At 67.0% G+C, this 17,130-nt stretch carries 15 protein-coding genes; 6 read left to right on the top strand and 9 right to left on the bottom strand.

The genetic code is table 11. The annotated features are described in order from the left end of the window. The first annotated feature begins 264 nt into the window (after window positions 1-264). Window positions 265-2,487, top strand: a complete 2,223-nt coding sequence (locus tag MLP_RS04375) for a glycoside hydrolase family 3 C-terminal domain-containing protein (RefSeq protein WP_013861799.1) — start codon at window positions 265-267, stop codon at window positions 2,485-2,487. A 3-nt stretch (window positions 2,488-2,490) separates the two neighbouring features. Here MLP_RS04375 and MLP_RS04370 read toward each other — a convergent pair whose 3' ends face one another. Next, window positions 2,491-3,159: a hypothetical protein gene (locus tag MLP_RS04370; protein WP_013861798.1), complete on the bottom strand. Its 669-nt coding sequence runs from the start codon at window positions 3,157-3,159 to the stop codon at window positions 2,491-2,493. A gap of 256 nt (window positions 3,160-3,415) precedes the next feature. Between MLP_RS04370 and MLP_RS04365 the strand changes: the two genes are divergently transcribed. Further along, on the top strand, window positions 3,416-4,261 hold the full coding sequence (locus MLP_RS04365; RefSeq protein ID WP_013861797.1) for an LLM class flavin-dependent oxidoreductase: 846 nt from the start codon (window positions 3,416-3,418) through the stop codon (window positions 4,259-4,261). Here MLP_RS04365 and MLP_RS04360 read toward each other — a convergent pair. After that, window positions 4,233-5,246 (bottom strand): LysR family transcriptional regulator, encoded by a 1,014-nt coding sequence (locus MLP_RS04360; RefSeq protein ID WP_013861796.1) that lies wholly within the window; start codon window positions 5,244-5,246, stop codon window positions 4,233-4,235. The genes MLP_RS04365 and MLP_RS04360 overlap by 29 nt on opposite strands. 84 nt (window positions 5,247-5,330) lie before the next feature. On the opposite strand from MLP_RS04360, the gene MLP_RS04355 reads away from it, so the two are divergent. Then, entirely contained in the window at window positions 5,331-6,479 is a 1,149-nt protein-coding gene (locus MLP_RS04355) for a class I SAM-dependent methyltransferase (RefSeq protein ID WP_013861795.1), read from the top strand. 692 nt (window positions 6,480-7,171) lie between these two features. On the opposite strand, the gene MLP_RS04345 is transcribed toward MLP_RS04355, so the two are convergent. The 7 genes from MLP_RS04345 to MLP_RS04320 form a co-directional block, all read right to left on the bottom strand. Next, window positions 7,172-7,492, bottom strand: coding sequence for a hypothetical protein (locus MLP_RS04345; RefSeq protein WP_041789718.1), 321 nt, complete (start codon window positions 7,490-7,492; stop codon window positions 7,172-7,174). 366 nt (window positions 7,493-7,858) lie between these two features. Further along, a complete protein-coding gene (locus tag MLP_RS04340; protein WP_013861794.1) occupies window positions 7,859-8,512 on the bottom strand; it encodes a zinc-binding dehydrogenase in 654 nt (217 codons plus the stop codon). Between the two features lie 226 nt (window positions 8,513-8,738). Next, window positions 8,739-9,587 carry a class I SAM-dependent methyltransferase gene (locus MLP_RS04335; RefSeq protein ID WP_013861793.1) on the bottom strand — a complete coding sequence of 283 codons (849 nt, stop codon included), beginning with the start codon at window positions 9,585-9,587 and terminating at the stop codon, window positions 8,739-8,741. Window positions 9,588-9,722: 135 nt separating this feature from the next. Further along, complete coding sequence (locus MLP_RS04330; protein ID WP_197536500.1) at window positions 9,723-10,490, bottom strand: helix-turn-helix transcriptional regulator; 768 nt, start codon at window positions 10,488-10,490, stop codon at window positions 9,723-9,725. Beyond that, window positions 10,433-10,816, bottom strand: coding sequence for an alpha/beta fold hydrolase (locus MLP_RS28495; RefSeq protein WP_013861791.1), 384 nt, complete (start codon window positions 10,814-10,816; stop codon window positions 10,433-10,435). The genes MLP_RS04330 and MLP_RS28495 overlap by 58 nt, the downstream gene beginning before the upstream one ends. A gap of 190 nt (window positions 10,817-11,006) precedes the next feature. Continuing rightward, on the bottom strand, window positions 11,007-11,834 hold the full coding sequence (locus tag MLP_RS04325) for an SDR family oxidoreductase (RefSeq protein ID WP_013861790.1): 828 nt from the start codon (window positions 11,832-11,834) through the stop codon (window positions 11,007-11,009). Beyond that, window positions 11,827-12,264 carry a (R)-mandelonitrile lyase gene (locus MLP_RS04320; protein ID WP_013861789.1) on the bottom strand — a complete coding sequence of 146 codons (438 nt, stop codon included), beginning with the start codon at window positions 12,262-12,264 and terminating at the stop codon, window positions 11,827-11,829. The genes MLP_RS04325 and MLP_RS04320 overlap by 8 nt, the downstream gene beginning before the upstream one ends. 196 nt (window positions 12,265-12,460) lie before the next feature. On the opposite strand from MLP_RS04320, the gene MLP_RS04315 reads away from it, so the two are divergent. The 3 genes from MLP_RS04315 (at window position 12,461) to MLP_RS26045 (ending at window position 17,095) form a co-directional block, all read left to right on the top strand. After that, the gene (locus MLP_RS04315) at window positions 12,461-13,051 is read left to right on the top strand and encodes an LOG family protein (protein WP_156821022.1); all 591 of its coding nucleotides are present in this window, start codon (window positions 12,461-12,463) and stop codon (window positions 13,049-13,051) included. 171 nt (window positions 13,052-13,222) lie between these two features. Continuing rightward, a complete protein-coding gene (locus tag MLP_RS04310) occupies window positions 13,223-13,960 on the top strand; it encodes a dienelactone hydrolase family protein (RefSeq protein ID WP_013861787.1) in 738 nt (245 codons plus the stop codon). Between the two features lie 186 nt (window positions 13,961-14,146). Further along, window positions 14,147-17,095, top strand: coding sequence for a DUF4231 domain-containing protein (locus MLP_RS26045; RefSeq protein WP_013861786.1), 2,949 nt, complete (start codon window positions 14,147-14,149; stop codon window positions 17,093-17,095). Window positions 17,096-17,130: the final 35 nt, after the last annotated feature.

Below are 17,130 nucleotides of genomic sequence, written 5' to 3'. Positions count from 1 at the left end.
TCGCTCGGGTACGACATGGGCTCACGACCGACGGACCGCTCAGCTCGGGATCTGATACGTCACGAACATTTCGGTCCCACCTTCTCGATGTCGACGATGCGGTTCGGCGAGGTCACCAGACAGCGCAGCCTGGGGGTAGCGGGGGCGTAGCAGCGGCCGACCCCTGCGCTCCTGGCCGGCACCAGGCTGCATATAGTCACTTCGACGGCTCCGCCAGCTCGGACGCGGCAATGGGGCCATCGATCCAGCGAGTGGGAGACCTGCATGTCCGAAGCACCCGAACTGCCGAACGCATCTGAGCTCACGCTCGAGGAGAAGGCGTCGCTGACCAGCGGACGCGACTTCTGGACGCTGAAGGGCATCGACCGGTTCGGCATTCCGCCGATCATGGTGACCGACGGCCCGCACGGCCTGCGCAAGCAGACCGGCGGATCCGATCACCTCGGACTCGCCGGCAGTGTGCCCGCCACCTGCTTCCCGCCGGCCGTAGGGCTGTCCGCGACTTTCGACCCCGAGCTGGCGGCCCGGGTCGGTGAGGCACTCGGCGTCGAGTCCGCGATCGAGGACGTCGCGGTGATCCTCGGACCCGGCATCAACATCAAGCGGTCCCCGCTGTGCGGCCGGAACTTCGAATACATGTCGGAGGATCCGATCGTCTCCGGTGTGATGGGCGTCGGGCTGGTACGCGGCATCCAGTCGAAGGGGGTCGGCTCCTCCCTGAAGCACTTCGCCGCGAACAATCAGGAGACCGAGCGGATGCGGGCATCGTCCGACATCGATCCGCGGCCGCTGCATGAGATCTATCTGCGCGGCTTCCACCGGGTGGTCACCGAGACCCAGCCGTGGACGGTGATGTGCTCCTACAACCGGCTCAATGGTGTCTACACCTCCGAGGATCCGTGGCTGCTGACCGATCTGCTGCGCGGTGATTGGGGCTTCGAAGGTCTGGTCGTCTCCGACTGGGGTGCCGTCAACGATCGCGTCGTCGGCCTGCCTGCCGGCCTCGATCTGGAGATGCCCGCGAGCAACGGACGTACCGATGCTCAGCTGGTCACCGCAGTCCGCGACGGTCGACTCGACGAGAAGTACCTCGACATCGCCGCCGACCGGGTGCTCGACCTGATCCGGAAATCACTGGCCCGCCCGGCGGTCGACGGGCCGTTGGACGTCGATGCGCATCACGCGCTGGCTCGCGAGGTCGCCGGCCGCTCGATCGTGCTGCTGAAGAATGACGGCGGCGTCTTGCCGCTCAGCCCCTCGACCAAGGTCGCCGTGATCGGCGCCTTCGCCGAGACGCCGCGCTTCCAGGGTGCCGGCTCGTCCCAGATCAACCCGACCCGGCTCGACACCGGCCTGGCCGAGATCCGCGCACTGGCCGACGGCGAGGTCGCGTACGCCCCGGGCTTCACGATCGACGGCTCCGGGGACGCCGCGGCACTGCGTACGGAGGCCGTCGAGGTGGCCGGCGCTGCCGAGAAGGTCGTGCTGTTCCTGGGTGTCCCGGCAGCGGAGGAGTCGGAGGGCTTCGATCGCGAGCACATCGATCTGCCGGCAGCTCAGCTGGAGCTGCTGGATGCCGTGCGCGCCGCCAACCCGAACGTCGTCGTGGTGCTGTCCAACGGCGGCGTGGTGGCACTCCCCTTCGCCGACGAGGTGCCGGCGATCCTCGAAACCTGGCTGCTCGGCCAGGCCGGTGGCGGCGGCACCGCCGATGTCCTCTACGGGGTGGTGAACCCGTCCGGGAAGCTGGCCGAGACCATTCCGCTGCGGTTGGAGGACAACCCCTCGTACGGCAACTTCCCCGGTGAGTTCCTGCACGTGCGTTATGGCGAAGGCCTGCTGGTGGGCTACCGCTGGTATGACGCCAAGGGTCTGGACGTCCGCTACCCCTTCGGCCACGGTCTGTCGTACACGACGTTCGAGTTCGGCGACGCGTCCGCCTCGGTCAATGCCGACGGCGACATCGAGGTGTCGGTACCGGTGACCAACACCGGTACGGTCGCCGGACGCGAGGTCGTGCAGGCGTACTTCTCGCTGCCGGGCTCCTCGATCTCCCGCCCGCCGCGCGAGCTGAAGGCCTTCCAGAGCGTGGCGATCGAGCCGGGCGAGACCGCGACCGTCACCTTGGTGGCGCGCCGCGACGACTTGGCCTATTGGGATCTCCGCGTCGACGGCTGGATCGTCGAGAGCGGCACCTACACCGTCGAGGTCGGCGCCTCCAGCCGTGACCTGCGGACGAGCACCACCGTCGAGATCGCCGGCGACGAGCCTGACTTCCCGCTGAGCCTGAACTCCAGCTACGACGAGGTCTTCGCTCATCCGGTGGTGGGACCGACCATGGCGGCAGCGTGCAAGGCAGCACTCGCCGGCGACGACGAGAACCTGCTGAACATGATCGGCAGTGTGCCGGTCAACCGGCTGGACGGTTTCCCGCTGCCGCGCGCCAAGGTGCTGGAAATCCTCGCCGAAGTCGGTGTGACCGAGTAGTCGTCAGGCCAGGCGGTCGATGCGGCGGTGGAACCGCATGCCGCTCAGCCCACCGAGGACGGCTCCAACCAAGGCGACGGCCAAGACCAATAGCGCGGTGAGAATCCCTGCCGCGGTCAGTTCCTCAGCCGTGAGCGGGATCTGCGGCCCGCCATTGAGGTAACGCGTGGCATCGTGCTGGCTGCCGGTGATCAAGGTCAAGGCCGCGACGACGACAGCGGCGACGATCGCCCACAGCCACACGCCGACGCCTTGCCGGGCTCCGTTGAAACGAGCCATGCGACCCGCGACGTAGCCGCCGCAGAAGTAGGCGACGAAGGTGACGGCCAACAACACGACTGCACTGACGATCCCCAGCGTGCCTGCGCTGCCAGTGACCTGGTCGGGGTTCAGATTGGTGCTCAGTCCGATGCCTGCGCCGACGGAGGCAAGCAGCGCGATCATCAGCACGCCTGCCCCGGCTGCGGCCAGCCAGCCGAAGAAGCTGGCTCCGATCTTCAGCCCGCCGAATCGATCCCGCTGACGCTGCAGGGTCGATCGTTCGTCCCGGTCACCGACCACGTAGGTGCGGTCGGTGTCAGGTGCCGGAGCGACTGGAGCAGCCGGATCGGCCGAGTGCTCCCGCTCCCGTCGCGCCTCGGTGTTGCCATGTACAGGGCCTGAAGTGCTCATTTGTGGCTCCTCCTCACGAGGATCGTGATCTGAGGCGACCGAGACCGTTCTGTCGAACGTCCTGCGTCGCGCCCTTCGGCACATGTTCGGTTCGCCTGTTCTTGTGATGCCCCGCTGAGAGGGAAACCAAACCGGCCGTCTCGACTTGTCAGGGTGCTGGATCGGCAGCACAGTGACTCCATGACCAGGGATCGGACGACCAGGGACCCCGTGACCACGCTGGTCACCGCGCCCGGCGACGCGAGCTGAGCCCAGGATGCGGTATGGCGCGCACCTGCCGCTCATCGACTTCGACGGTCGAGGCTGGCCGCTGCCGACGCTGACCGGGTACGTCCGAACCGCCGCGGGACTCGGCCTCTCGGCACTGGCGGCAAATGATCACCTGGTGTTCCAGCGCCCGTGGCTGGACGGGATCGTGGCGCTGGCCAGCATCGTCGAGGCCAGCGGCGACCTGGAGTTGGCCACCACCGCAGTGCTCCCGGTGGTCCGCGGCACCGCGACTGTCGCCAGTTCGGCGGCTGCCCTGGACGCACTCTCCGGCGGACGGCTGCGGCTCGGGCTCGCTCCGGGTTCGTCGCCGGCGGACTTCGCCGCAGTCGGGGTGCCCTTCGATCAGCGATGGTCCCGGTTCGACGACGCGGTCGTCGCGCTCCGACGGGAGCGCCCGGAGCGTCCGCTCTGGGTGGCGAGCTGGGGTTCACCAGCGGGCCTGCGCCGCGTGGCCAGGCTCGGTGACGGCTGGCTCGCCTCCGCGTACAACACCTCGCCCGAGCAGGTGGTCAGCGGACTGCAGGTCTTGAGCGACGAGCTCACCCGGCTCCGCAGGGAGGACCGGAGACTCCCCTGCACGGTCGCGACGATGTGGCTCCACATCACCGGCAGCCGGACCGAGCGCGAGTCGACCCTCGAGCTGCTCGCCGGCATGCTCGGCCGGTCCGGGGAGGACCTGGCAGGCCGAGTGCTGGTGGGCGCGCCCGAGCAGTGCGCTGGTCTGGTACGCGCCTACGCCGAGGCCGGCGTCGATCTGCTCTGTCTGTGGCCGATCGTCGAGCCGGAACGCCAGCTCGAGCGCTTCATGACGCAGGTGGCGCCACTCGTCTAGCCTCACTCGTCTGGGACCCCGCTCGCCGGTGGACTCCTTCGCCTTGGTCAGTGCGGCGATCCGGTGGCCGACGCAGCCGCGCCGTGACGTCGATCAGGATGTCCGTCATCGCCCGGACCTGCGGCAGCACGGGCTCACCCGGCAACCGGGCGACACTGATCCGGCGGGCCGGAGCCGTCGGGAGCTCGCGGACGACGATGCCCGGCAACGGGTGCGCCGCGGCCAGACCCGGCACCACCGCCACCCCGAGGCCGGCGGCGACGAAGGCTTGCACGGCGCGGTAGTCGTCGGTGGCCAGGATCGTCCTCGGCTCGAAACCGGCCGTACGGCAGGCCTGCTGCACGATTCGGAACCAGGTGCTGCCCGTCCGCCCGCCGATCCACGACTCCCCGGCGAGCGCCCGCAGCGGCAGGCTCGCTGCGCCCGAGGCATGTCGATGACCGGCTGGCAGTAGAGCGCGGTAGTGGTCATCGAAGAGGGTGACGTGCGACAGCCCTCCGAGCACCTTCCCTGGCAGCCCCGGGTGGTGGTCGAACACCACCGCCAGATCGAGCTCGCCGCTCTCCAGCCTCGGCACGAGTCCCTGCATGTGCTCGTCGACCACGGTGAGCTGCAGTCCCGGACGCTGCTCGCGCAGCTTGACCAACGCCTCGCCGACGAACGACACCAGCGCCGTCGGGAAGCTCCCGAGCCGCAGCCGCCCCGCGAGCCGGCCACCGATCTCCCCCAGCGTCTGTTCCGCGCCGTCGAGCTGGGTGAGCATCACCGTGCCGTAGCGCACCAGCGCGGCGCCCGCCTCGGTCAGCTCGAGCGGACGGGTCCCGCGCTGCACCAGCGGCAGCCCGACCACGCCTTCCAACGCACCGATGTGCTGGCTGGCCGCCGACTGCGTCATCCCGAGCGCGCGGGCCGCCGCGGCGAACGACCCGGAGTCGGCCACCTGGCAGAGCACCCGGATCGCCCTGACCTGACCTATTAGCAACACTGTCGATCCTCAAGGAAACGGTATTGATACTGATACTGCCAGGTGATTCGCTCCGGTGCATCCACCGAAGGAAAGGGCAGCATCATGACCGACACGATCAGCGACACAGGGATCAACGACGCGGCGACCAACGACCCGGGGACCGACGACGTCGGGACCGGCAATGCGGGCCAGGCAGAGATCGACACCGACAAGCTGATGGCTTTCGTCCTCCGCGCCGTCGACGAAGTGGGCGCCACCCTCAACTGCGCCCTGGTCACGATGGGCGATCAGCTGGGCTACTACCGCGACCTCGCCGAGCACGGGCCGACGACGGCGGCCGAGTTGGCTGCGCGCACCGAGACCCCGCTCCCGTACGCGCGGGAGTGGCTCAGCGCCCAGTCCGCCGGGCAGTATCTCGGCTACGACCCGGAGACTCAGCGCTTCAACCTGCCACCGGAGTTGGCCGTGGCCTTGACCGACGAGTCGAGCCCTGCCTTCTTGCCCGGCTTCTTCCAGATCGCACTCGGCACTGCCCGAGACGCTGACAAGGTCATCGCCGCGGCTCGCGATGCGCAGGGCGTCGGCTGGCACCAGCACCATGTCGACGTGCATGTCGGCTGCGAGCGGTTCTTCCGACCGGGTTATGCCGCCAATCTGGTCAGCGCCTGGCTACCGGCCCTCGACGACGTGGTCGACAAGCTCGAGATCGGTACGACGGTCGCCGACGTCGGCTGCGGCCACGGTTCGTCGACGATCCTGATGGCCCAGGAATACGGCCGCTCACGATTCGTCGGCTCCGACTACCACGCCGCCTCGATCGAGGTGGCCCGGGAACGGGCCGAGGCGGCCGGTGCGGGCGGCAATGTGAGCTTCGAGGTCGCCTCCGCCGCCGAGTTCAGCGGCAGCGGCTATCAGCTGGTGACGATGTTCGACTGCCTGCATGACATGGGCGATCCGCTCGGTGCGGCCCAACACGTACGCGAGGTGATCGCGCCCGACGGCACCTGGATGGTTGTCGAGCCCGCCGCCGGAGACCAGATCGAGGACAACCTCAACCCGATCGGTCGCGCCTACTACGGGTTCTCGACCCTGCTCTGCACCCCGGCATCCCTCTCTCAGCCCGGCGCCGCGGCGCTCGGCACCCAGGCCGGACCCGCCCGGATCCGGGACCTGACCGCTCAGGCCGGATTCACCCGCTTCCGGATCGCGGCTCAGACGCCGTTCAACAACGTCTTCGAGATCCGACCCTGATCAGGTCGCCGGCTCCTACCGCACCATGAGTCGACCAATGGCATCCTGAGCCCTCTGATCAGACTCGTGCGTCGCAGTCTCGCTGGGCTCGAGCACGACCACACCCGCCTCACTACTCGATCTCGATCCGCGACGCCGGGCATGCCTGTGGCCACGGCTTGGGCGCCGCGTACGGCGACCGGCAGCAGGACACGTCGTCTCGCCCGGCGGGCAGGCCACGTCATAAACACCTGGATCAGGGCTCAGGAGGCCGCGTTCGGTTGGACAAGACGGACTATATCGCCAGTTTCCACTAGCAGATACCACAAGTTTGCCGCGTTAGAGTACAAGTCGGATTCAAATTTCTGAAGCTTTGCGTTGTAGGAGGAGTCTACTTGCGAGGACAGCGCTTGGCAGCCTTCTAGGATCTGGCTTGCGTACAGCGATATGTCCTGAGCATAGGACTTGATGTTCCCATAGTCGTATGCTTGGTCGACTGGGGGCTTGGGAAGCTGCTTGTAGCTATTTTCGGTCATGGCTTCTCCGATGTTTGGTTTGCACGCGATGCTTCTCGCAATCACGCGCCGGAATTTAGGTACACACAGCTCGAACCGTGTTCGACCCGACGTCGGAGCCGATTCGATTCGCCAGTCCGTATCTCTCGAACTGGCTTCACATACTCGAACCGAACCAGCTAGCCACGAGCGGAGAACTCAGGTGAACATCACCCAGGCGATGCCTGTTGCGTCGGGACCATCATTGGTGAATTCGACAAGAAAGCTACCGTTACTTTGAGGCATGCCCAGTGATATCCGGATCTGATCGTTGCCCTCTACCTGGAATCCCGCCCCGATCGCCGGGCCGTATCCATTGAGGAACGCCAGCTTACTCCCGTGAGGAAAAGCGAAATCCTTCCAGCATCCGACACCAGGCCAGGAGGAAGAAGCCGAAATCACCGCCTCCTGCTCGTCGCGAGGACCCAACTCGAATACAGGCACATCCTTCAACCCAGTACTCGTCGTCTCTTGACTCATGACACAACACCTCCGAACACCCCGAGGCTCCATAGGACAGCGCCGCTCTCCGCGGACCCCAAAGATGCTCGCCATTCTGCGTGCTCCCGCGACGACTCTGCGACGCTACCGCAACTCATCCCGCGGTGACAAGATACTGACGCGCCTCGCAAGATTTGAGGTCGTCACCGGCCGGGCTTGCCCTCATGGAAGGCAAGGTTCGACCTTGCCGGCGGATCGAGAAGGAGCAGATGCAGCCAAATTCGCTCGTTTGACCTGTGTTTGCTCCTTCTCGAGGGTCGCTTCTCCTTTTCGGTGAACGGCGAGAGCACGAACAGCGGACAAACCCGAGCAAAGCGGGCCGAGGCCCCGATCAGCTGGACATGGTCAGGGCTGGACGACCACGCGGCCCATGGTGGGGTTGGCTTCGACCTCGGCATAGCCGGCAACGAAGTCCGTGAGCCCGAACGTGGCGGCGACAGAAGGGACGAATCGTCCGTCGGTCAGCCGAGGCTCGAAGTAGGCGATTGCCTCGCTGCGTTTGACCGAGTCGGCGACGACCTGCCCGACCGTATAGCCGCGGACCGTCAGGGCACGCCCGATCACCAATTCCTGCGGGAACCGTCCCGCCTCGCCGGCGAGGATGCCGTACGCGATGATCGTCCCGCCGGATGCCGACGCAGCCGCCGCCTGGGTCAAGAAGTCCCCGCCGATGGGGTCGAAGGTGACGTCAGCACCCCGACCATCGGTGATCTCCCTGACCCGCGCGACGTACTCCTCGCTGTCGGTCACGATCACATGATCGGCACCCTTCGCACGGAGCTCGTCCGCCTTGCTCACGGAGCGCGTGGTGGCGATCGAGACCGCACCGGCATCCCGCACGATCTGCAGCGCGGCCGCCCCTACTGCCGACGAGGCGGCCGGCAGGGCCACCACATCACCTTCCTGGACGGCACCGACCAGACCATACGCAGTGCCGTACGGCACCCAGAACGCCGCCGCCTGCGCCGGGGTCAGACTGGCGGGGTGCCGCGCCAGCACTGGGACGATGCCTCCCGCATCCCGATCCTGAACATCGTCTTCGATGGGCTTCGACCGTCAGCCCGCACATCGGAGCCCTGACCGAGAGACGCCCTGGCAGCACGGATCTGCTCGATCTTGTCGGCCTCGCACCATCTACAGACCGAGCAGGACCGACAAACCCGAGCAGATCCGGCCTCCCGGGGGGAGGGGAGGAACGAGAGGCCGGACCGCCAACGGTGTGGGTTCAGACGCGTCGCGCGGTCACCAGAAGGTATTCCCAGGGCATGACCCCGTCCTCCAGGAACCGCTCGCCCAGGGCGGCCAGCTCGGCATCCAGCGCCGAGACCAACGCCGGGTCGTCGGCGTTGAACCGGTAGACCGCGATGGTCGGCCCGTAGTTGCGCTTCATGAAGTCGCGGAACTCGGCGCCGTCGGCGAAACGGTCGACCGGCAGGACGCGCTGGTGCGCGACCAGATCGCTCACCCGATCCCCGAAGAGGGCCCGGACGTGATCGGCCCGTCCCCACAACGGGGCCGGCGAAGCACCGGGCGGAGGCGGCGGCGCGTACGGCTTCATGACCGCGAAGAGCTGGCCGATGAAGCCCTCCGGAGTCCAGCTCAGGACACCGACGGCGCCACCCGGCCGGCACACCCGGACCAGTTCGTCGGCGGCCTGCTGGTGGTGCGGAGCGAACATCACCCCGATGGTCGACAGCACCACGTCGAACTCGCCGTCCGGATACGGCAGCCCCTCGGCGTCCGCGGTCTGCCAGGTGATCGACAGGCCCTCATCCGCCGCCTCGGCCCGGCCGATGTCGATCAGCTCCGGGGTGAGATCGGTCGCGGTCACAATAGCCCCGCGGTGAGCGGCGGGCAGTGCTGCCGTCCCGGTGCCGGCGGCGACATCGAGGACGCGTTGACCGGGCTGGATGTCCAGCGCGTCGACGAGGACTCCGCCAAGCGACCCGACGACCTCGCGTACGACAGCGTGGTAGCTGCCGCTGGCCCACATGGCCGCGTGCTTGGCTTTGAGCGCTTGGTCCTCGGGCGTGCCGATGATCGAGGTGTCACTCGTGTTGACGGTGATGCTCACGGTTCTCTCCGTTCGGTTGGTTGACGATCACCACCGTACGAACGCAGCACCCCGCCGGACATCGGCGTCAGCGCGTAACTTCGGCGCCTCGCCACACAAGGCTGATGGCGGCTGACGCGTAGCCGAGAACCGTGATCAGGCGCGGGAGAGGAGTCGCCCGACGGCAGCGGCGCGGGCACTACGTCCTTGCAGACCGAGCTTGGCGTACGTGTTCTGCAGGTGCCGCTCGACCGTCCGCACCGACAGCACCAATTCCGCCGCGATCGCGTCATTGTCGAGTCCCCGCGCCGCCAGCGAGAGGATGTCCAACTCACGCGGCGAGAGCTCCGCCAAGGCCGAAACGGGAACCGGCGAGACCGCCGGAGCCAGCGACCGATCGGGCGCCAGGAAGCTGGTGATCTCGCGCAGGAACACGGGCCAGGCCGGCTCGTCGGCCAGCAGAATGTGGTTGTCGCTCTCCAGCGCCACCAACCGCGCGCCGCGGATGCCGGTCGCCAGCGCGCGACACTCCTGGAACTCGATCATCTGATCGCCGCGACAGTGCAGCACCAAGGTCGGCAGGTCGAGTTCGACCATCCGATGGCTCGAATCGATCGCCTGACGCTGCGCCCGGGCCAGCACCGCGGTCTCGGCATCGACCGACATCCGCTGCAGATCGTCCAGCCAGCGCATCTGCTCCTCGGTCCCGCCCGGGATCATCATACTGCTGAACACCCGCCGGAACTCCGACGTGGGGCGGGCCCAGCCCACCTTGATCATGGCCTGGAAGGCGGCATACAGCTCGAGTTCCTCCGGCGTGGCCGCGGCCTGAGCGCCGGGATAGCTCCCGTAGAACGCCAGCCGGGTCAGCCGTTCCGGATGTCGCGCGGCATACTCGATCGCGACCGGCCCGCCCTGAGCCATCGCCAACAACGCGAACCGCTCGAACCGGCATCGTCCGCGACCGCTGCCAGGTCGGCGACCCGGGCCTCCAGACTGTGATCGGTGACGCCCCGATCCGACAGGCCGTGACCGCGTTCGTCGTATCTGATCACGGTCGCGATCCGACCGAGCTCGACCAGGAAGTGCCGCCACACCGGACTCTGCCAATCGAACTGCAGGTGGCTCAACCAACAGGCATCGATCAGCAGCGGCGGACCCGAGCCGTGCACCGCGTACGCGATCCCCACGCCATCGGCCGAGCGGGCGAAGCGGATGTCCTGCATCGCGTCCGATCCCCCGGTCACCACCAGACGATCGTAGATCGCCGGAGCGTCACTCCGACAGCAGATTTCTCGATCCCGCATGCGTGCTGACTGCTTACGTCCGTTCAGCCGAACCGTTGCGCCGTCGCGCACCATGTGGTCTGTTGCCCCAGGAGTTGGACGTCAAGGGCCATCCATCGAGCACAAGGTCATCCATCCCGCCGAGCATCCCTCATCAGCTCGGGGCGAGCTCGCCGAAGCGATAGGCGGCCGTGACTCCCCCGTCCATCAAGAAGTCACTACCGGTGATGAAACCCCCATCGGGCCCGAGGAGCAACGCTCCGACCGTACCGACCTCGTCTGGCGTGGCCGCCCGCCCGACCGGACACAGCTGGATCATCCGCTGATAGCCCTCTGCCCGAGGCCCGCTGAGTTCGTCACGGGCCAATGGTGTGATCACGATCCCCGGACTGATCGTGTTGACCCGGGCACCACGCCTCCCCCACCGCAGCGCCTCCGCCATCACGCGTAGTGAGTTGCCTCGCTTGGAGAGCTGATAGGCGTGCAGCGAGTCGGTCACCAGGTCAGGCTGCAGCATGGGCAGGGCCAGCAGTTGCTCGGTCGGCGTCAACGCCAGTGCGCGATCCTGCTCCGCGGTCAACGCACCCAGCCGATGCCCCGACTGCGATGCGATCACCACCCCGGCACCACCCGGCGCGACGACACCGCCGAACACCTCCAGCACCAGCGCTGTGCCGTACAGATCGACCCGCAGGATCGTCCCAGGAGAGGCCTGACTCGGCGAGACACCAGCCGCATGGATCAGACCCGTGATGTCACCCAGACCCGTAGCCACCTCGACCAGGGCCTCCACCGACTCCCGTGACGAGACGTCGACAGCCGTGGTGGTGACCTCGAAGCCGGCGTCAAGCAATACCTCGGCTGCTCGATCAGCATTCTCCGTACGCAGATCCGCCAGCAGCAATCGCTTGCCCGCACCGATCCGGCGCGCAATCGCCAGACCGATCGAACCGGCACCGACAACGACCACAACCTCAGCCACGAGCGTTCCCGTCAGCCAGGTCGGACAGACTCTGCGGATACTCGGCGTCGGCGAGGTGCTCGGCCCACTCGGTCTCCGGACCGTCCTGGCCCTCCGCCAAGCTCTCCCACATGGCCAGGTGCGCCATGAAGTGCTCCGGCGCCGCGCCATGCCAGTGCCACTCGCCCGGCGGGGTGTAGACCGTGTCGCCCGCCCGAATCACGATGATGTCGCCGTCCCGGGACTGCACCAGACCGAGGCCGTCGACCACGTGCAGGGTCTGTCCGTTGGCGTGCCGATGCCACGCCGTGTGCGCACCCGGGGAGAAGCGGACCAGGTTGACTCGCAATCGGGACGGGAGCACACCCGCGGCAATCACGTCGAACCAGACGTCGCCGCTGAACAACTCGGCTGGGCCTTTGGTGCTGGCGGTCTTGGGTAGCAGATTCACGGTTCCTCTCCTCTACTGCTCATGGGGCATCTCGTCACTGGGCATCTCGAGTCTGCGCTCAGAAGTCGTACGCAACCAGGCCCTGGCAGGACCCCCGACAACCAGGGGTGACCCAGTCCTCCGCGCTGTGGTCTGCTGCCGCCAAACGCCGCCGCGGCTCGGTTTGAACCAGTCCGTGTCACTACACTTCCCGCTCGTGAAACCAGCCCTCCGCCGTGTCGCGGTCTTCTGTGCATCAAGCGACGGGACCGATCCGAAACTCGCCGAGTTCTCGTACGGGATCGGCCGCGGACTCGCCGAACGCGGTATCGGGCTGGTGTACGGAGCCGGCAGCCAGGGACTGATGCGCCAGGTGTCCCAGGGTGCCCTGGATGCCGGCGGCGAGGTGATCGGAGTGATCCCCCGGTCGATGGTCGACCGCGAGTGGGGGCGCGCCGATATCACCGAGCTGCATGTCGTCGAGACCATGCATGAACGCAAGGCGATGATGGCGCAATACGCCGATGCGTTCCTCTGCCTCCCTGGTGGTCTGGGCACGTTGGAGGAGATCTTCGAGGTCTGGAGTTGGCGCCAGATCGGATTCAACGACGACCCCGTCTGCTTCTTGAACGTCGCCGGCTTCTGGACTCCCCTGCTGGAGGCCCTCGACGGCCTGGTGGCCGCAGGATTCGTCCGTCGTGAGGTTCTCGACGACCTCGTGGTCGCCGAGAACCTCGACGATGCACTGGCCGGTCTCGGCGCCCGGGTCAGCGCCGCCCTCGAGAGCGAGCTACCCGCCCAGCGATAGTAGTGAGTAGTGGCGTCGGCGTGGACAGCGTAGGCTTCTCGGGTCCGTGCAACACGAACGAGGAGGTGAGACCCATGAACGAAACGACGTCGGTGCTCCCCTCTGGAGTCACGGTCGGGCGATAGGTCGTCCGGGAGCGCCGTCCCAAGCGCACTCCCGAAAGGCACGACCATGCATCTCAATTTCACTTCCGAGCCGCGTCTGGCCGATGGCGTCATCGAACGCGATTTCACTCTCGGCGAGATTCCGGGCATCTTGTGGACGCCCGAGTCCATCTCGACACCCGTCCCGCTGATCCTGCTCGGCCATCCCGGCGGCCTGACCACGATGCACGCCCGTCTGGCAGCCCGAGCCCGGCGCGCCGCCGCGGACGGCTTCGCTGCAGCGACCATCGAACTGCCCGGAAGCGGGGGCCGACCGAAGCTGGCCGCCGTCGACGAAGCCCGCACCGACCTGCGCCGCGCACTGGGTGCCGGAGAACCAGTCAACCCGGAGATCATCGACCGGCTCATCCTGCCGCTGGTCGAGCAGGCAGTCCCAGAATGGCAGGTCGCCCTGGATGCCCTCCTCACGCTGCCGGAGATCGGCGGCCCGGTCGGGTACTCGGGAGGGGTGATCTCCATCGGCGTACGGCTGGCCCTGGTCGAGCCGCGCATTGCGGCCGCGGGACTGTTCGCCGGGAGTTTTGTGCCCCGCGCCATCTTCGACGAGGCCCGCCAGATCACGATTCCGCTGCACGTCCTGCTGCAATGGGACGACGAGTGGAACGACAGGCAGGCGGCCCTGGACCTGTTCGACGCCTTCGGCTCCCGAGAGAAGAGCCTGCACGCCAACATGGGCGGGCATACCGGCGTCCCGGCGCACGCGGGAGAAGACGCCGCCGGGTTCTTCGCCCGGCATCTGAGGTAAGAGGCGCGGACGTTTGGCGCCGGCGGGCCAGAGACGACCAGCGGTCGGACGTGATCTGCGGACGTTTGGCGCCGGCGGGCCAGAGACGACCGAAACAGGTCCTGTGAGGCGTCCTCGATGCAATCCAGTGCCGCCAGTACGGTTCTCTCAGGTTGAGTCGCGACACTATGTTGGGCGGGGACATCGATGAGAGCTTTCGTTGTTCGATCCTTCGGCACCAAGAAAGGCATCGACTTCGATCGGGTTCACCGCGAGTTGATCGGGCCGGCACTGGACCGGATAGGTGCGGGCGGTGGTACGACCGGCGAGGTCATCGAAGCCGGCAACATTCGCGAGGACATGTTCGAGCAGCTCATCTCGGCGGATCTCGTGGTGGCAGATGTTTCCATCCACAACGCGAACGTCTTCTACGAGTTGGGCATTCGACATGCGGTCCGGGATCGCGCGACCGTGCTGATCCGCGCCTCCGTCGACGAGGTTCCGTTCGACCTGCGCACCGACCGGTATCTGTCCTACGACCCGGCCGCACCCGGTGAGGCGAAAGAACAGCTGGTTCGAGCGTTGAACGCCACCTTGATGGGTGAGCGGATCGACAGCCCAGTCTTCTCCCTGCTCGGGCGTTTCGTGGCCACCAACCATTCGGCGCTCATCGCCGTGCCCCGGACCTTCCAAGAAGATGTGGCATCGGCGACCAGCTCCGGCCGCGCCGGGGCACTGCGACTCATCGCCGAGGAGGTCGACGGCCTTCGGTTCGAGGAACCAGCGCTGCGGCTCGTAGCCACGGCACTGCAACGCGTCGGTGACAACCACGGCGCACGGCCCGTCTGGGAACGGCTACGTGCCTTTCGCGTCGACGACCTCGAAGCCAACGAGGCCTTGGCCAACATCTACCGCCGCCTCGGCGATGGATCCGGCGCCGACGATCTCGCTGTCGCCTCCGACCAGGCCATCGATCGGGCGTTGTCGAACCACTCGGTGAAGAACCGTCCCTTGGCCGAGCTGTCGGCGCTGCGCGGCAGCCTCAGCAAGCTTCGCTGGGAGGCCCAGTGGCGGCAGGTGCCCCAAGATCAGCAAGACCGCGAGGCGCTGCGGTCGCGAGAACTGGATGCTGCGCTACGCCTGTACTCCCGCGGATTCAAAGAGGATCTCAACCACTACTACTCCGGCCTCAACGCCTTGGCCCTGGTGGAGATCGCCGTCGCCCTCGCCGACCGATTCCCCGATGAGTGGCGATATCACGCCACCAGCGACGAAGTGGCCGATCTGCGACTCAAGGAGCTACGCCAAGACTCCACGATGCTGCGCGTGTCAGTGGGTGCCGCCATCGAAGCGACTCGTCAACGATTGGACCGAGACTCCGCCGTCGATCCATGGCTCGGTGTCAGCTTTGCGGAGCTCTTGTTGTTGAGAGGCGAGGATCCCGAGCGGGTCGCGAACGCGTACGCGACACTTGCCAGCCCGGTGTTCGGGCCCAGTGAGCGAGCGAGCATTCGCCGCCAGCTGGATATCTACCGGGACCTGAAGGTCCACACCGAGCAGGTGGAACGCGTCTTCCAGCGCAACAACGCGCTGCTCAATCAGACCCAGCAGAAGCAGACGCATCCCATCGTGTTCGTGGGCGACATCGTCGACAACAACCGGATTCCAACACCGTGGTTCCCCGCCGACAAGGTGGACGCGGCCAAGGCCGCGATCAAGGAGAGGGTGCAGGAGGTGCTGGATGCGGGCACGGCCAACGGTGATCAGTTCATCGGCATCGCCGGCGTGTCCGACGGTGGCGACCTGCTCTTCCACGAAGTCTGCCATGAGCTCGAGATCCCGACCGATGTCATGCTCCCGCTCCCCAAACGTGACTACCTGGCCACGGTGCAGGCCGACCACGCCTCCGGCTGGGTCGGCCGCTATCACCAGGTCCTCAGCGCAGCTGCACATGTGCACGTCTTGTCGCGTACCGCTCAGTTGCCGCCGTGGCTTGTGGAGCGACCGAGCTATTCACCTTGGCAGCGTCAGAACCGATGGATGCTGCACCATGCCTGGGCCATACCTGGCGTCGAGCGGGTCACCGCTGTGGCTATTCCAGGAGACGTGGGTGAAGATCCAGGCGATGGCGGCGACTCGACCGGCACCCAAGGACTGGGCAGGGCTGAGGTTCCCCCGATCAACACCTCAGAGCTGTTCAAGATCGCCTCGCTCTCCTCGGCCCAACCACCGGCCGCGTCCGAAGCCGTTGAGCCCGACGGGGTCGCCGGCGCAGCCTCACCCGAGGACCCCGACGCTGACTTGCTGCCGCTCTGGAAAGCCCAGCAGGAGTTCTCGGCCGTCGCCAGCAGCCTCGGCCAACGTATCCGGCGAGCTCGGCTGCTCAACCTCGTCCTCCTCGTCACCGGCGCGATCCTCGGGGCCACGTCCGCGCTGTCCTGGCTCACGGGGAGTCCGTCCCGGGTGCTGTCCTTGATCGCCGCTCTCGCCCTCGCGACCGCCGGATTCATTCAGGCTTACGCACTCAAGAAGGATCAGACCGAGACGTGGATCGCGGCCCGGGTCACGTCGGAGTCGCTGAAGGCGGACGTGTTCCGTTTCCTCGTTCGGGTCGCCCCCTACACCGGCACGGATCGGGTCGAGCTGCTGAACCAGGCGCTGGCCGAGGTCCAGGAGAAGCAGTCCATCCTGCAGGCCGATCACGGCAACCCGACAGCAGCCGACCGACAGCTCCCGCGCGTCCACGACTTCACCACCTACGTCAGCGTGCGAGCTCAAAAGCAAGCCGACTGGCATCGAACGAGGGCGCGGGCGTACGGCCGGACGAACCGACAGCTGCGGAGGCTGCAGCTTCTCGTGACGTTCATCGGCATGCTCCTGACTGGGATAGCCACCGTCCAGCCGATGCCGGTGTTGTCCTCGTGGACGGCGGCGGCCACGACGATCGCTGCGGCGCTCGGCGCCCATCTCGCAGGCCGGCAATACCGCCGGCTGGCCATCACGTTCGGCAACACGGCTCTGCGCCTGGAGGAGGTGATCACCACGGCTGGAACAGTGGCACGATCCCCCGAAGGTCAGGCCCAGTTCGTCGATCAGGTCGAGGGCATCCTCGCCGCCCAGAACGGCAGCTGGCCGGAGTCGCTACGCGCTCAATAGATCGCGGACCTGGGTGGCTCATACTGAGGGCGCGG

The sequence above is a fragment of the Microlunatus phosphovorus NM-1 genome (genome assembly GCF_000270245.1).
In the GTDB taxonomy this organism is placed as follows: domain Bacteria; phylum Actinomycetota; class Actinomycetes; order Propionibacteriales; family Propionibacteriaceae; genus Microlunatus; species Microlunatus phosphovorus.
Note: the sequence above shows the minus strand (reverse complement) of the source record. Positions and strands in the feature narration are given on the sequence as shown.

Bases quoted from the DNA above. Each gene is read 5' to 3' on its own strand.
- MLP_RS04345 (WP_041789718.1), bottom strand. From the start codon at position 7,492: ATGAGTCAAGAGACGACGAGTACTGGGTTGAAGGATGTGCCTGTATTC.
- MLP_RS04355 (WP_013861795.1), top strand. From the start codon at position 5,331: ATGACCGACACGATCAGCGACACAGGGATCAACGACGCGGCGACCAAC.
- MLP_RS04370 (WP_013861798.1), bottom strand. From the start codon at position 3,159: ATGAGCACTTCAGGCCCTGTACATGGCAACACCGAGGCGCGACGGGAG.
- MLP_RS04310 (WP_013861787.1), top strand. From the start codon at position 13,223: ATGCATCTCAATTTCACTTCCGAGCCGCGTCTGGCCGATGGCGTCATC.
- MLP_RS04330 (WP_197536500.1), bottom strand. From the start codon at position 10,490: ATGGCTCAGGGCGGGCCGGTCGCGATCGAGTATGCCGCGCGACATCCG.
- MLP_RS04365 (WP_013861797.1), top strand. From the start codon at position 3,416: ATGCGGTATGGCGCGCACCTGCCGCTCATCGACTTCGACGGTCGAGGC.
- MLP_RS26045 (WP_013861786.1), top strand. From the start codon at position 14,147: ATGAGAGCTTTCGTTGTTCGATCCTTCGGCACCAAGAAAGGCATCGAC.
- MLP_RS04375 (WP_013861799.1), top strand. From the start codon at position 265: ATGTCCGAAGCACCCGAACTGCCGAACGCATCTGAGCTCACGCTCGAG.